The 14,169-nt window shown below is 64.5% G+C and carries 15 protein-coding genes; 4 read left to right on the top strand and 11 right to left on the bottom strand.

What is annotated here, in order from left to right; all coding sequences use genetic code 11:
- Positions 1-13: 13 nt before the first annotated feature.
- Positions 14-1,258 carry a M23 family metallopeptidase gene (locus JGU71_RS25065; protein WP_233530070.1) on the bottom strand — a complete coding sequence of 415 codons (1,245 nt, stop codon included), beginning with the start codon at positions 1,256-1,258 and terminating at the stop codon, positions 14-16.
- 32 nt (positions 1,259-1,290) lie between these two features.
- On the opposite strand from JGU71_RS25065, the gene JGU71_RS30260 reads away from it, so the two are divergent.
- From JGU71_RS30260 to JGU71_RS25080, 4 genes are read left to right on the top strand one after another with little or no spacing between them, the layout of a single operon-like run.
- A complete protein-coding gene (locus JGU71_RS30260; RefSeq protein WP_267908472.1) occupies positions 1,291-1,425 on the top strand; it encodes a hypothetical protein in 135 nt (44 codons plus the stop codon).
- Entirely contained in the window at positions 1,425-2,930 is a 1,506-nt protein-coding gene (locus JGU71_RS25070) for a flavin-containing monooxygenase (protein WP_199707525.1), read from the top strand. The genes JGU71_RS30260 and JGU71_RS25070 overlap by 1 nt, the downstream gene beginning before the upstream one ends.
- 56 nt (positions 2,931-2,986) lie before the next feature.
- Positions 2,987-3,451, top strand: coding sequence for a hypothetical protein (locus JGU71_RS25075; RefSeq protein ID WP_199707527.1), 465 nt, complete (start codon positions 2,987-2,989; stop codon positions 3,449-3,451).
- Positions 3,442-3,732, top strand: a complete 291-nt coding sequence (locus tag JGU71_RS25080; RefSeq protein ID WP_233530071.1) for a transcriptional regulator — start codon at positions 3,442-3,444, stop codon at positions 3,730-3,732. The genes JGU71_RS25075 and JGU71_RS25080 overlap by 10 nt, the downstream gene beginning before the upstream one ends.
- A 21-nt stretch (positions 3,733-3,753) precedes the next feature.
- Here JGU71_RS25080 and JGU71_RS25085 read toward each other — a convergent pair whose 3' ends face one another.
- The 10 genes from JGU71_RS25085 to JGU71_RS25130 all read right to left on the bottom strand — a co-directional run bounded on the left by JGU71_RS25085 (position 3,754) and on the right by JGU71_RS25130 (position 14,087).
- A complete protein-coding gene (locus JGU71_RS25085) occupies positions 3,754-5,142 on the bottom strand; it encodes a phenylacetate--CoA ligase family protein (RefSeq protein ID WP_199707528.1) in 1,389 nt (462 codons plus the stop codon).
- An 80-nt stretch (positions 5,143-5,222) separates the two neighbouring features.
- A complete protein-coding gene (gene dprA, locus JGU71_RS25090; RefSeq protein WP_199707529.1) occupies positions 5,223-6,362 on the bottom strand; it encodes a DNA-processing protein DprA in 1,140 nt (379 codons plus the stop codon).
- A complete protein-coding gene (locus tag JGU71_RS25095; RefSeq protein WP_199707530.1) occupies positions 6,359-7,867 on the bottom strand; it encodes a YifB family Mg chelatase-like AAA ATPase in 1,509 nt (502 codons plus the stop codon). Before JGU71_RS25095 ends, dprA begins: the two co-directional genes overlap by 4 nt.
- Entirely contained in the window at positions 7,867-8,223 is a 357-nt protein-coding gene (locus JGU71_RS25100; RefSeq protein ID WP_199707531.1) for a YraN family protein, read from the bottom strand. The genes JGU71_RS25095 and JGU71_RS25100 overlap by 1 nt, the downstream gene beginning before the upstream one ends.
- 110 nt (positions 8,224-8,333) lie before the next feature.
- The gene (locus JGU71_RS25105) at positions 8,334-8,639 is read right to left on the bottom strand and encodes a DUF2469 domain-containing protein (protein ID WP_199707532.1); all 306 of its coding nucleotides are present in this window, start codon (positions 8,637-8,639) and stop codon (positions 8,334-8,336) included.
- Positions 8,640-8,676: 37 nt separating this feature from the next.
- Entirely contained in the window at positions 8,677-9,390 is a 714-nt protein-coding gene (locus tag JGU71_RS25110; RefSeq protein ID WP_199707533.1) for a ribonuclease HII, read from the bottom strand.
- A 10-nt stretch (positions 9,391-9,400) separates the two neighbouring features.
- Positions 9,401-10,177 carry a signal peptidase I gene (gene lepB, locus JGU71_RS25115; protein WP_199707672.1) on the bottom strand — a complete coding sequence of 259 codons (777 nt, stop codon included), beginning with the start codon at positions 10,175-10,177 and terminating at the stop codon, positions 9,401-9,403.
- Between the two features lie 151 nt (positions 10,178-10,328).
- The gene (gene rplS, locus JGU71_RS25120) at positions 10,329-10,670 is read right to left on the bottom strand and encodes a 50S ribosomal protein L19 (protein ID WP_199707534.1); all 342 of its coding nucleotides are present in this window, start codon (positions 10,668-10,670) and stop codon (positions 10,329-10,331) included.
- A 186-nt stretch (positions 10,671-10,856) separates the two neighbouring features.
- The gene (locus tag JGU71_RS25125) at positions 10,857-11,720 is read right to left on the bottom strand and encodes a hypothetical protein (RefSeq protein WP_199707535.1); all 864 of its coding nucleotides are present in this window, start codon (positions 11,718-11,720) and stop codon (positions 10,857-10,859) included.
- A 30-nt stretch (positions 11,721-11,750) separates the two neighbouring features.
- The gene (locus JGU71_RS25130) at positions 11,751-14,087 is read right to left on the bottom strand and encodes a Tex family protein (protein ID WP_307829860.1); all 2,337 of its coding nucleotides are present in this window, start codon (positions 14,085-14,087) and stop codon (positions 11,751-11,753) included.
- Between the last annotated feature and the right edge of the window lie 82 nt (positions 14,088-14,169).

Here is a 14,169-nt window from a genome sequence, read left to right on the forward strand (position 1 = left end):
GATCACCGTCGGATCACTCGGTGAACGTCACCAGGTTCTGATCCAGGATCATCTCGTCCTCGTGGTCCGACGGCGTGAGACCCGGTACCAACTTCAACGGAATACCGGTCCCCTCCGATGCGTCGAAATCAGCCGTGCTTGCAACCTGGGCGGTGACGGCGAACTTCTCGTAAACGGCAGGTAGCCCCTGTGACGCGAGCGGCGACGGGCCGTTCATGACGTGCAGATGCAGATGTGGCGCAACCGAATTGCCGGTATTGCCGACCAAACCGATGACGTCGCCCTTGGTGACCTTGTCGCCGACCTTCGGCTTCACACTTCCGGGCTGCATGTGCGCGTAGTTGACGTAGAAGCCGTTGCCGATGTCGAGGACGACGTAGTTGCCGTCCGCGTCCTGCAGCGAGATGCCCGACGGGAAGGTTCCCGGTTCCTGCTCGGGCAGGTCGTTCTTCGTCCCGACGACGGTGCCGTCGGCGACCGCGTAGACCTCCTTGCCGAAGATCTCGTAGTTCTTCGGATCTTTCGGGTCGCCGGTGAAGATCTTGAACTCTTCGTCCGCCTGCTCGTAGTCGATGGCGTAACGCTGCGCGACATAGGTCTGCCCGTCGACCGGAAGGATTGCGCGCGTGTGCCTTACTGCATCGCAGCAGCCGTCCGCCGCGATGTACCGCTCGCCACGCAGCGGTGCCGACAGGACCGGCAACGTGCGGTCGTCAACGCTCACCTCGCCGAGTCGCTCGGTGATCCGATTCTGCCCGGGCGGAGCCGCCTCGGCGTTCACAGCGACCTCGTGGACAAGCTTGTCCGGCACCGTGGCGTCCTTGTCCAACGTGACGTGCAGGAAGATCGTCGCGGCTTGGCCGGCGTCGAGGACGTCGGTGCCGTCGCGGCTCCCCGCAGGCTGGACACGCGAATTCAGCGCGTCGCCGGTCAATTCACCGACGACTTTGTCGGAGTCCTCGTCGACGATCTTCAATCCCTCGATCTTCGTCGGCCCGCTGGTGAAGTTGGTGACCGACAACTCGTACACGAGATGCACTTTTCCGTCGGAACCTTCGAACGGTACGGGCGCGAACTCGACCGAGCCGACGATCGGCGTGAACTGCTCGTTTCCGACCTCCATTGCGTTCGAACTCGACGTCGACGTCGATCCGTCCGCGTCGTCGTCGGAGTCACCGCACCCGGCCGCTGCGAGCGCAACGACTGCTAGCACTGTGACCATCGACGAGAAGTGGCGTCGGCGAAGCTGGCTCGGCATTGGTCTTCCGTTCGGTTGTCGCGGTGCCCCTGATGATTGTCGATTCGGGCGAGATCATCGACGGTCCTGGCGAGGATCGCAACTATTGTGCGGCCTCGGCGTCGTCGTGGGGAAGGTTTTCGACTACCGCCGCATTCGGACTGCGCAGGCGCAGTAGGTTGGCGTGATGGTTGGTAGAACAGAGTTGTCGGTGACGATCGTCGGCGCCGGGTTCGGCGGGATCGGCGCGGCGATCGAACTGCGTAAGCACGGCATCACCGATGTCACGATTCTCGAGCGTGCGACCCACCTCGGTGGCACCTGGTGGCACAACACCTATCCGGGTTGCGCATGCGACGTGCCGAGCCACCTGTACTCGTATTCGTTTGCCCAACGCAAACATTGGTCTCGCCTCTGCTCACCGCAGCAGGAAATTCTCGACTACCTCCAAGGTGTCGCCGACGATTTCGACATCACAGGCTCGGTCAGGACTGGTACGGACGTCACAGCCTGTCGCTGGGACGACACGACGCGGCGTTGGACGGTGGAAAGTCGCGATGGCCGTAGCTGGGAGTCCGACGCGCTTATCGTCGCGACAGGACAGCTGCACCAACCCGCCTACCCCCGCATCGACGGCATCGACGACTTCGCTGGGCACAGCTTTCATTCGGCGCAGTGGGATCACGACCACAAGCTCGCGGGACGACGGGTCGCGGTCGTCGGAACCGGCGCGAGCGCTGTGCAGTTCGTTCCAGCCATCGCGCCGGAGGTCGGTCAGCTCACCGTGTTCCAGCGGACCGGCAACTGGTTCCTGCCACGCAAGAACCACGCGTATCCAGGCTGGCTGAAGACTCTGTTCCGAACTGTTCCCGGCGTCGAGACCTTCCGGCGTTCGTTCGTCTACTGGTACGCCGAGTTTCTCACCCTGATGATTCGCCATCCCCGCACCTGGGGTCGGGTCGGCAAGGCAAAGTCCGCAATATTTATGCGAATACAGTTGCGCGACCCCGAGGTTCGCCGAAAGGTCTGGCCGGACTACACCTTCGGCTGCAAACGAGTGCTGTTCAGTTCGTGGTTTCTGAAGGCGCTGCAACGCGACAACGTCACCCTCGTCGACGACGCGATCACCCGAATAACGCCGACAGGGCTGCTCACCGCGGATGGTGTCGAGCACGATGTCGACACCATCATCTGGGGTACGGGCTTCAAGACGACCGACTTTATGTTTCCGATGGAGATCACCGGCGTCGACGGTCGGTCGTTGCGCGATGCGTGGGCAGACGGTCCGCACGCCTACCTCGGCATGACCGTGCCCGATTTCCCGTCGCTGTTCGTCATGTACGGACCGAACACCAACACCTCCGGCGGTTCGATCATCTTCTACCTCGAAGCACAGGCCGCCTACATCCGGCAGGCGCTCGAACTCGTCAGAGACCGCAACGTTGCCGCGCTCGCGGTCCGCCCCGAGATCGAGGCCGACTTCGACGTCGCAACGCAAGCACGCTTCGGCGGTACGGCCTGGCTGCGGTGTGACTCCTGGTACCGCGACGACGCCACCGGACGCAACATCACCAACTGGCCCGGTTACATGCGCGAATATGCCGATGCCGTCCGTGTGTTGGATGTCGAGAAGTTCACGCTGATAGCACTTCCCGAGCACGATGCCGCGACGTCAACGGACATACCCGCGTAGACCGCACGGCTTTCGTTAGGTTGCACAGGTGGAAAGTATTCGCAATACTGTCAACTATGGAAAGCTTTGATCCCGCCAACGAACTCGAACTGATCGAACGAGCCGCGGCGGCTCCGTACATCGACTATCCACCGACGCCTGCCTGGTACCCGACCGCCGTCGGACTGTGGGTCGCCGCCATGATCGGAACGTTCTGGTGGTGGCGCGAGAACGCGGTGCTGTTCGTCGGCGCACTTGTGCTTCTGGTCGCCATCGAGGTGGCGTTCGTGCGGTGGATCAGCAAACGGCACGGCGCACTCCCCCGACTCGGGCACGGGACGCCGCCACCGGAGATCACCCGGGCGTACCAATCCTTCTTCGTCGGACTGATCGTCGTCGTTGCTGCGGTTGGCCTGATCTGGTGGCTGGGTGGACTCGTTGCGGCGATGGTCGCTGCGTTCGTTCTCGTCACAGCGGGACTGACGCTCTACGAGCGCAGCTACGCCCTCGCTGCACGGACGGTGCGCGCTCGATGGGCGTGATCGACGGGTTGGATCCGCTGATCCACGCACCGAAGCGGTTGGCCGCGATGGCAGTGCTGGCCAACGCTCCGACCGCAAGCTTTTCGTTTCTTCGCGAGCACCTGGCGCTGACCGACTCCGACCTCTCGAAGCAGATGTCCGCTCTCGAGGCCGCCGGCTATGTCGTCGCCGCAAAATCCGGCCACGGCCGCGGCAGCACCACCACCTATTCCATGACCAAGACCGGAAAGGCTGCCTTCACTCGGCACCGAGAGGCGTTACGAGCACTCCTCGGCAACTGATCCCGATTGGCCCGGCTCGGCCTAGCGCAGCGGAACGAACCGACGCAACTTGCCACTCCCGGACAGCCGCTGCAGCCGATCGACCACCTGGATCCGAATCGCCGCGTCCGCCAAGCCCTGGACCCGTAGCGCCGCAACCACCGCCGCCGACACGTGGCCGACATCGGGGTCGCCGACCGCGAGAATGTTCGCTCCGCCTGCGGTTTGGGTGACCTGATACTCGGAGATGCGGGGATCGGTACCGAGGACATAACGAAAGGCGCTGGCGGGCACTGTAATCGACCCGTAGCGGAAGTCGTCGTCGCGCCTGCCGCCGATGTCGGCGACTCGCGCGAACGCGCTGCCGCAGGGGCACGGGTCGGGCAGCAGCGTGACCTGATCGCCGAGGTCGTACCGGATGAACGGAAAGGTCCGGTTCGCCAGACCAGTCGCAAGCGTGCGCACCGCGGGCTCGTCCGGTGCGACCGGCACGCCGTTCTCGTCGACGCGTTCGAGCACAACCTCGTCTTCGGCAATGTGCAAACCCTCGCCTCGGGCGCAGCCGACTGCCTGCACGCCGATCTCCGTCGAACCCCACAGGTTGTGCACCGGTGCTGCCCAGGCTTCGCGAATGGCCTGCCTGTCCTCGTCGAGAAGTGGCTCCGAGTTCGTGCTGACCCGTACCGGCGAGATGGATAGCTCGCCCCTCGAAGCCGCACGCGCAAGCCTGCCGATCACCGATGCGTAGGCGACGAGATGAGTCGGCTTTGCCGCGGCAACAGCGGCAAGCACGTCGTCGAACGGTGCCCCGACCGGTATCACGACGGTCTCCATGCCCGGCGCGGTCGGCACGTCGAACAACGGAGTGCTCGCGTGGGGCGGTTCCCCGGCCGAAAGAACCGCGAGGCGAGACACTCCCGTCGAAGGCTGACGCTGTTCTTCACGCGCTTGCGTTCGCCATGCGAGGCATACCGCCGAGACGAAGAACTGCCAGTCCCACACGTAGACACCTCGCACACCACTCGACCCGCCGGAGCTGAAGATCTGCTCGCCGCCGGGGGTGTAGGAGAACCACGTCTGCTCGGCCAGAATCCGTTCTGCTCGAACACGATCGAGATCGCGAGTGGTGACGATGGCGTCCCAGTTCTCCTGCGCGTCCTGCTTCGTCATCATGGGGAGCGCTGCGAGGTCGGCGACGGTTGCAGTGGCTGGATCGAGGCCGCGCAGTCGTTCGGCGTGGAACGGCGACCGCTCGCGTGCGTAGCCGAGCAACGCGCGCAGCCGCGCGGTTCGGTGTCGGTCGATCTGCTCGCGTGACCAGTCCAGGCGTCCGACGTGATCGTCTAGCGCTGCCGTCACTTCGTTCAGGTGGGCGGCGCGCAGACGTCGGTAGTCCGCCACGGACGTATCTTCGACAACAGATTGCGACATCGATGCCCTCCGGGGGTGAGCATGAAACGAGGCGTGTTCGACGTCAAGTATCGGCCCAGCGACGCGACTTCGGAGGCGGATCACGCTCGCTTCCTCCGATACCAGCCCGTGTCGTCGGAACCGACGAACCCCGCCAACTCCAGCAGCGGCAGCACACCTCGCACCCCATCGATCCCGACGCCCGAGACCTCCGACAACTCACGAGGCTCACGCGAACCGACCGCGGGCAACGCCTCGTAGACCAGCAACTGATCGCCGGCCAACCCGTCCGTGTCGCGCGCGGCAGCGTCGTCACTCCCCCGCACCGGCAACCGCAGCGGTCCGGCCTCGTCGATGATCTCCCGCGCCGAGGTGACCAAGGTTGCCTCCCCGTCTCGCACCATCTGATGACACCCTGTCGAGGTCGCGGTCAGCACCGACCCTGGCACCGCTAACGCCGGACGGCCAAGTCCCCGAGCCCATTTGGCGGTATTGCGCGCACCGCTACGCCAACCCGCCTCGACGACCACGACGGCATCCGACAGTGCCGCGATCAACCGATTGCGGGCCAGAAACCGATGTTTCGCAGGCGTCGTGCCCGGCGGATACTCCGAGACAACCAAACCTCGTGCTGCGATCTCCTCGAGCAACCGCTCGTGCGCTTTCGGATAGTGCTGTTCGATCCCGCAGGCCAGTACGGCGATCGTCGACCCCTCGATCGCCAACGCCGCGCGATGGGACGCAGCGTCGATGCCGAAGGCGCCGCCGGAGACGATCGTCCAGCCCTGTGCCGCAAGCTCGCTGACCAGTTCCGTCGCGACGTAGTCACCGTAGTCACTCGGCGCCCTCGTCCCGACGACCGCAACGGCCCGCTCGGTCGCTTCGACGATCGACCCCGATCCACGCACCCACAAGGCAAGCGGTGCAGCACCTTCCGGCTGGCGTCGGGTGTCGATGCCGGTGAAGCCAACCATCCGCCATGCCGGCCACTCGTCGTCGTCCGGCGTCACGAGACGCCCACCGATCCGAGCGACCGCTTCCAGATCCCGCTCGGCGGTATCGATGTGACGACGCGCCTCGGTTCGCTTCACCAGCGCGGGCGGCAGATCCCACTCCCGCACTGCTCGCGCTGCTTCCTCGACACCGACCGACGCGATCAGGTCGTTCAGCGGCGCGCACGCACCGACCACAACCGACGACAGGTACGCCCATGCCAAGCGGCGAGAATCGCTGGCGCTCAACGCCGGATCTCGTCTCGGAAGCCGAGCGCACGACCGACATCACCGGCATCGGGTGCTTCCGCACCCCTCAGATCGGCCACGGTCCACGCGACACGCAGCGCCCTGTCTGCGCCACGAGCAGTGAGCTGCCCGCGCCGGATTGCGTCGTCGAGCGGCGCCACGGTCTTGTAGGGCAGGCGAAACTCCCTGCGCAACAACGGCCCTGTCACGTCACCGTTGGTACGGAACCCGAACTCACGCCACCGCTGCGCGGCGGCAGACCGCGCCGCCGCGACCCGAGCGCGCACGTCGGCACTGCACTCCGGCTCGTCGGCATGAAAGCCGCCACTTCCGATGGGCCGCATCTTGATTCGTACGTCGACGCGATCCACCAGCGGACCCGACAACTTGCCCAGGTAGCGCCGCCGCACCGCCGGTGCGCAGACACAGTCGGCCTCTCGCGGCGGCGCACACGGGCACGGATTCGCCGCGAGAATGAGTTGAAACCGTGCGGGATAGATCGCCACACCATCGCGCCGCGCGATGCGCACCTCCCCGTCCTCGAGCGGTGTGCGCAGCGATTCCAGCACCTTCGTACCGATCTCGGCATATTCGTCGAGAAACAGCACACCGCGGTGCGCACGACTGACCGACCCCGGTCGCGCCATCCCCGACCCGCCACCGACCATCGCGCTGACCGTCGACGTGTGGTGCGGCGCAACAAACGGCGGCGTCATGATCAGCGGGTTGTCGTCGCTCAGCAGCCCGGCGAGGGAGTGGATGGCCGTCACTTCTATCGACTCCTGTTCGGTGAGAGGTGGCAGCAGACCCGGAAGTCTCTGTGCAAGCATGGTTTTCCCGATGCCGGGCGGACCCGTGAGCATCAGGTGGTGGGCGCCGGCAGCAGCGACCTCCAGTCCCCAGCGCGCCTCGTCCTGGCCGACCACGTCGCTCAGATCACCACCTGCTACCACTACGTTTCTGGAACGCCGGCCCGGTCCCAACAACACGACCTCACCCCGCAACCACGCGAGCACGTCACGCAACGAACCCGCACCGAAGATGTCGATGCCATCGACGAGCCCCGCCTCCGCCAGCGTCGAATCCGGCACGACGACCCGCTGCCATCCCGCGTTCTTCGCGGCAAGCACGGCCGGCAGCACACCCCGCACCGACCGCAACCGACCGTCCAACGCCAATTCACCGAGCAGCACTGTCTTTTCGAGCTTGGCCCGCGGCACGTCCTCCGCAGCGTCGAGCACGCTCAAGGCAAGAGCCAAGTCGTACACACTTCCGATCTTCGGCAGCGTCGCAGGCGACAACGCAAGAATCACTCGCGAATCCGGCCACTTCTCACCGGAATTCGTGACCGCTGCGCGCACCCGGTCACGAGATTCCTGCAGGGCCGTGTCGGGCAGACCGACGATGTGCACACCGGGCAAACCACGGCCGATGTCGGCCTCTATCTCCACGATCTGGCCGTGAACACCGGACACCGCGACCGAATGTGCACGTCCGAGCGCCATCAGAACACCGCTTCGAGATGCTCGATCACCGGCTCGGTACCCGATTCGATCAGCACACTCACAACATCGAAACGAACCGGTGTCCACGGCCCGGATTGTTCTGCCAGCCAGACGGCGGCCAGTCGTCGGATTCGCCGCTGCTTGGTCAACGTGACCGCTTCGGCAGGCACTCCCATTCGGCGGCCGGTGCGGGTTTTGACCTCGACGAAGACCAACACGTCGTTGCTCCGGACGATCAGGTCGATTTCGCCGTAGCGGGTCCGCCAGTTGCGATCGACGATCGTCATGCCAGCTGCGGTCAAGAACTCCGCTGCTAGATCCTCACCCTGCGCGCCGAGCGCGACGTTGTTTCCCATACCGCAACGATGACCGAGCCGACACCACGCTCACTCCCGTGAACTGGGAAAACAGATTGCCCTGTGGATAAACCGCGCGCTGTGGACAACTCGCCGCGCTGTCGGCGTGTCTACTCGGGAAGGCGCAGGTCAGGCTTGTCAAGCTCTTCTATGTTCACGTCCTTGAACGTGATCACGCGGACGTGTTTGACGAAGCGAGCGGGTCGGTACATGTCCCATACCCAGGCATCGGACATCCGGACCTCGAAGTAGACCTCGCCGTCGGCGTTCTGCGGCAGCAGTTCGACCGTGTTGGCGAGGTAGAAGCGTCGCTCGGTCTCCACGACGTACGAGAACTGACCGACGATGTCCTTGTACTCGCGGTACAGGGAAAGTTCCATCTCGGTTTCGTACTTCTCGAGATCCTCGGCGCTCATCGGTGTGAAGATCCTCCTGGTCTGTCGTGAACAGTCATCATGTCGCACTCGTTGTCTCGACGCTTATGTGGCCCAGATCCATCACGTCACCCTCGGTATCGACGTCTCGGCCGAGTGACACGTTTCGCCACGAACGCCGATGTTCGGCGCTGGCACCGAGCCGCGACAGCGCAGCCATGTGCACTGGCGTGTTGTAGCCCTTGTGCGCCGCGAACTCGTAGCCGGGCAACTTCGCATCCAGTTGCACCATAAAGCGGTCGCGGGTGACCTTGGCAAGGATGCTGGCCGCCGCGATGCAGGCCGCGTTGGCGTCGCCGCCGATCACCGGCAGCGACGGTACAGGTATACCCGGCACCTTGAAACCATCGGTGAGAACGTAGCCCGGTTGCACACGCAGCCCAGCGACCGCGCGTCGCATGCCTTCGATGTTGGCAACGTGAATGCCGATGGCGTCGATCTCCCACGCCGGGATCGACACGACGTTCCACGCGAGCGCCAACCGCTTGATCACCGGAAAAAGTTGCTCGCGTGCCCGCTCGGTGAGTCTCTTGGAATCGTCCAGCCCGCCAAGCGAGGCCTGCGGTTTGGGGGCGAGAACGCACGCCGCGACGACGAGCGGACCCGCGCAGCACCCCCGACCGGCTTCGTCGACACCGGCAACGGGACCGAGGCCACTACGGATCAGCGCAGACTCCAACGTCCGCAGACCCGAAGATTTGCGGATGACCGTCCGTGGTGGCCAGGAACCCATGTGCAGGTGCTCAGTTGCTCTGAATGTCCGGTGAGCTGATCTTTCCCATCCGGCCCGGTGGCAGCACGATGAAGACCGCCTTGCCACGTACGTTCTCGACCGGCACAGTGCCCTGGTACTCGTCACCCCTGTGGAATCGCGAGTCCGCCGAGTTGTTGCGGTTGTCGCCCATCATCCACAGGTTGCCGTCCGGCACCTTCACAGCAGGGAAACAACGGCCCGACTTCACGTCGGTCTGGCAGGTGAGCGAACCGGGAACGAACGGGAAGTCGTTGACAACGTACGGCTCGTCCAGGGGTTTACCGTCCACGAGGATCCTGCCTTGATCGTCACAACATTCGACTGTCTGGCCGCCGGTGGCGATCACACGTTTGACGAGATCGTTTTCGTCGGGCGGGACGACTCCGAAGACGGACCCGATGTTCTGGAGCCCCCGAAGAACGGCGTTGTCGGATCTGATGGATTTGTAGTTCTCGCTCCAGGAATCCGGGCCGAGGAAAACGATCACATCGCCGGCGGACGGATCGCCGAAGCGGTAGCCGATCTTCTCGACGACGATTCGATCGCCGGTGCACCCTGCGCAGCCGTGCAACGTCGGTTCCATCGATTCCGACGGAATCAGGTACACCCGCGCGATGAAGGTCTGCAGCAGGAAGCTCAGCAGCAATGCCACAAGCAGCAGGACAGGTAGTTCACGCCAGAACGAGCGCGGCTTGCCCGCAGGCTCGTTGCGTTCGGACCGATCGCGCCGTCCGAACCTCCGCTTGCCGGATTCGGAGGGGTTCACATTGGTGCTGTCGGCTGCGTTCGGGTCGGTCACGCGCGCCTCGTCATCTGCCACGGAGACAGGTTAGCCCGGCTCTTGCGAGCCGGGCCGTCTGGGAGCAGCTACCGAAGGCGGCTGCGCCGAAGTGCAGGAGCTAGAGCGTCGTTGTCGCTCAGCGCTTTTCCTTGATCTTCGCGGCCTTGCCACGCAGATCGCGGAGGTAGTACAGCTTCGCGCGGCGGACGTCGCCACGGGTCACGACCTCGATGTGGTCGATGGTCGGGCTGTGCACGGGGAACGTGCGCTCGACACCGACACCGAAGGAGACCTTACGAACGGTGAAAGTCTCGCGGACGCCACCGCCCTGACGACGGATGACGACACCCTTGAAAATCTGGATGCGCTCCTTCGAGCCTTCGATAACCTTCACGTGGACATTGAGCGTGTCGCCGGGGCGGAACTCGGGAACGTCGTCACGGAGTGACTTCTTGTCCAGGAAATCCAGGGTATTCATGTTTGTTTCATCCTTGCGGTTGCGAGAGCAGAGGAACCGAGCGGCATGTGCTCGACTGGTTCGTACCCAGGTCAGGTCAGAGTTGTCCTGCGCTGTAAGTCGGTACACCATGGGTGCACTGGCACAGGCAACCGTTCGATTGTGCCAGATAGGCCCCCGACCAGTGAAATCGGCCGCTTCGGTCCGCTACGAGGCGACAGGTTGGTGAACCTTCCCGTCGGTCGCCGTAGGCGGTGGCGGCGCCGCGTGCACCGTCCGAGCCAGTTCTTCCTCCGCACCTGACAGGGCGTGCTCGATGCTCGGTTTACCTGCGATCAAGTCCTGGATGTAGATCTTGGCCCTGATCGCAGGTCGGCGTAACTTCCGCTCACGATTGACCGCGCGTTCCATCCGCTTCGGCCGAGAGGTGTAGCGCCACCGTGCCCACGGGGCTCCCGGCCTGCTCAATCGAATCGCGCCGATCACCAGCAGCGGAACGACGAACAGCCCGACCAGCCCCGTCCAGATCTTGCCTTTGAGCAGCACGATCGCCGCAAGCGCCAGGTTCGCGACCGACGAAACCACGATGCCGACTCGCACCCACGTGTTCGGATCGTGTCGGAAGCTTGTGACGTTGATCAGTTCGAGCGGACGCAGGCCGAGCAGGAGCAGTCCCGTCACGGCGATCGCGACGAAGACAGCATCGACCGAACTTCGCCCTTCTTCCTCCCAATACACGTCTTTCAGGTAGAAGATCAGGGCGAACTCGTCGAGCACCAACGCGGCACCCGCACCGAACAGCGCAGCAAGCCAGGCGCCGCTGGTCTGGGTGCCGTCGTCGTAGATCGTGATGATCGCGATGCCCGACACGATCATGGTCACGACGCCGAACACGACGTGATGGACGTGGTGGCCGTTCGGCGTCACATTGCCCGGCCACCACTTCACGTTCGCCCTGATCATCCGCACGCTCAGGCGGATGAGCAGGAACCCCACGATGAATCCGATCAGAAACGCGAGCAGCGGCAGCCGACCGTGAGCGACGATCTCCTCGTCCAGCCATCTACGCATGTGCCCATTGTGTCCTGAATCGTCGCGCGACTACTGACCGAATCCAGCTTTTCGCAGTGCGTCCGCCATGGAACCGCTTGCAGGCGGGGACGACTTCGCGTTCCGGTCGCGATCGCGCGGGGCCCCGCCACCGCGCTGGGGTTGCGAAGGCCGTTTCTGCTGCGCGCCGGAGCGAGCGGGACGACCACGGTCCGGCGTGGCGACCTGAGCACCTGCGGCACCGATCTCGTCGTCGAGGCGCAGGGTCAACGCGATGCGCTGCCGCGCGACGTCGACCTCGAGCACCTTCACCCGAACGACATCTCCGGATTTCACGACGTCGTGCGGGTCTTTGACGAAGTTGTGCGACATGGCCGATACGTGAACGAGTCCGTCCTGGTGCACGCCGACGTCGACGAACGCTCCGAACGCAGCGACATTGGTGACGACGCCTTCCAGCGTCATCCCCGGGTTCAGGTCACCGACCTTCTCGATGCCTGCGGCGAACGTCGCGGTCTTGAATTCCGGGCGCGGGTCGCGACCCGGCTTCTCCAACTCGCCGATGATGTCGGTGACCGTCGGCAGACCGAAGCGGTCGTCGACGAACTCGGCCGGACGCAGCGAACGCAACACCGTCGTATTGCCGATCAACTCGTGCACACCCTGGCCGGTCCGGTCGATGATGCGGCGCACGATCGGGTATGCCTCCGGGTGCACGGCCGACGCATCGAGCGGGTCGTCGCCACCACCGATACGCAGGAACCCCGCGCATTGTTCGAACGCCTTGGGCCCGAGCCGTGGGACCTCCTTGAGGCCGGCCCGAGTCTTGAAGCGGCCGGTCTTGTCACGATGGGCGACAATGCTTTCCGCGAGAGTCCCGGTGATTCCCGATACCCGGGACAGCAACGGAACCGAAGCGGTGTTGACGTCGACACCGACCGCGTTCACGGCGTCTTCGACGACTGCGCCGAGGGAGCGGGCGAGTATCGCTTCCGAGATGTCGTGTTGGTACTGCCCGACGCCGATCGACTTGGGGTCGATCTTCACAAGCTCGGCGAGTGGATCCTGCAGGCGGCGCGCGATGGACACAGCGCCGCGAAGCGAGACGTCCATGTCGGGCAGTTCCGCGGATGCGTACGCCGACGCGGAGTAGACCGATGCGCCCGCTTCGGACACGACGACCTTGGTCGGCTTGCGGTCGGGAATGCGCGAGATGAGCTCGGCCGCCAATGCGTCCGTCTCCCGCGACGCAGTTCCGTTGCCGATGGCGATGAGTTCGACGCCGAACCGAGCGACCAGGGCGCCCAGTACAGCGATAGCCGCTTCCGATTTGCCCTGCGGCTTGTGCGGATAGATCACTTCGGTGGCAACGACCTTGCCGGTTCCGTCGACGACGGCGACCTTGACGCCCGTGCGGAAACCGGGATCGAGACCCATCGTCGCGCGGGTGCCTGCGGGTGCGGCGAGGAGCAGATCACGCAGGTTGGCGGCGAACACGTCAGCGGCATCACGCTCTGCGGACTGGCGAAGCCGCATCCGCGTGTCGATGCCGAGGGTGACGAGCAGCTTGGTGCGCCAGGCCCACCGAACCGTGTCGAGCAACCAGGGGTCGGCAGGACGACCTCGATCCGCGATCCCGAACTTGGTCGCGATGCGGCCTTCGTAGACCGTGCGCTCCCCCGGCGCGATCTCCTCGGTTTCGGGCTCGAGCCCGAGCGAGAGAATGTCTTCCTTCTCACCACGCAGCAAAGCCAGAATGCGATGGGACGGCAGCTTCTCGAAAGGCTCGGAGAACTCGAAGTAGTCCTTGAATTTCGCGCCCTCTTCTTCCTTGCCTTTGCGCACCGACGACTTCACCTGGCCGCGCTTCCACATCAGCTCGCGCAGGTCGCCGACCAGATCGGCGTCCTCGCCGAAACGCTCGACCAGGATGGACCGGGCGCCGTCGAGTTGCTCGGCGGTGTAGTCCGCCGGATCGTTGGTCGGGTCGTTGATCAACGCGTCGGCGACAGGTTCGTGGCCGGCTTCGCGGGCGATCTGCGCCTTCGTGCGGCGCTTCGGCTTGAAGGGCAGGTAGATGTCCTCGAGGCGCGCCTTGGTTTCGGCAGCCATGATCCGTTGTTCGAGCGCCGCGTCGAGCTTGTCCTGAGCACGGATCGACTCGAGAATCGCGGTCCTGCGTTCGTCCAGTTCGCGCAGGTAGTTGAGCCGCTCCTCCAGCAACCGCAACTGCGCGTCGTCCAGGCCGCCGGTGACCTCTTTGCGGTAGCGAGCGATGAAGGGCACCGTCGATCCGGCGTCCAACAGGTCGACCGCCGCCTGCACTTGCTCTACGCGCACACCCAGTTCGTCGGCGATGCGTTGGTTCACAGTCAGCAATATCGTCACGGCGCCCGACACTACCGGCGCGATCCGACACCGACCGCAACCCTTCCGCCTCGACACCCCGTCCGCGAGATCACGACCACAT

This window comes from Antrihabitans stalagmiti (assembly GCF_016482825.1).
In the GTDB taxonomy this organism is placed as follows: Bacteria; Actinomycetota; Actinomycetes; order Mycobacteriales; family Mycobacteriaceae; genus Antrihabitans; species Antrihabitans stalagmiti.

What these genes read in the sequence shown, in the direction of transcription:
- JGU71_RS25080 (WP_233530071.1), top strand. Translation starts at nt 3,442, where the DNA reads ATGGGCGTGATCGACGGGTTGGATCCGCTGATCCACGCACCGAAGCGG.
- JGU71_RS25125 (WP_199707535.1), bottom strand. Translation starts at nt 11,720, where the DNA reads ATGCGTAGATGGCTGGACGAGGAGATCGTCGCTCACGGTCGGCTGCCG.
- JGU71_RS25085 (WP_199707528.1), bottom strand. Translation starts at nt 5,142, where the DNA reads ATGTCGCAATCTGTTGTCGAAGATACGTCCGTGGCGGACTACCGACGT.
- JGU71_RS25095 (WP_199707530.1), bottom strand. Translation starts at nt 7,867, where the DNA reads ATGGCGCTCGGACGTGCACATTCGGTCGCGGTGTCCGGTGTTCACGGC.
- JGU71_RS25065 (WP_233530070.1), bottom strand. Translation starts at nt 1,258, where the DNA reads ATGCCGAGCCAGCTTCGCCGACGCCACTTCTCGTCGATGGTCACAGTG.
- JGU71_RS25105 (WP_199707532.1), bottom strand. Translation starts at nt 8,639, where the DNA reads ATGAGCGCCGAGGATCTCGAGAAGTACGAAACCGAGATGGAACTTTCC.
- rplS (WP_199707534.1), bottom strand. Translation starts at nt 10,670, where the DNA reads ATGAATACCCTGGATTTCCTGGACAAGAAGTCACTCCGTGACGACGTT.
- JGU71_RS25100 (WP_199707531.1), bottom strand. Translation starts at nt 8,223, where the DNA reads ATGGGAAACAACGTCGCGCTCGGCGCGCAGGGTGAGGATCTAGCAGCG.
- JGU71_RS25075 (WP_199707527.1), top strand. Translation starts at nt 2,987, where the DNA reads ATGGAAAGCTTTGATCCCGCCAACGAACTCGAACTGATCGAACGAGCC.
- JGU71_RS25110 (WP_199707533.1), bottom strand. Translation starts at nt 9,390, where the DNA reads ATGGGTTCCTGGCCACCACGGACGGTCATCCGCAAATCTTCGGGTCTG.
- JGU71_RS30260 (WP_267908472.1), top strand. Translation starts at nt 1,291, where the DNA reads ATGATTGTCGATTCGGGCGAGATCATCGACGGTCCTGGCGAGGATCGC.
- JGU71_RS25070 (WP_199707525.1), top strand. Translation starts at nt 1,425, where the DNA reads ATGGTTGGTAGAACAGAGTTGTCGGTGACGATCGTCGGCGCCGGGTTC.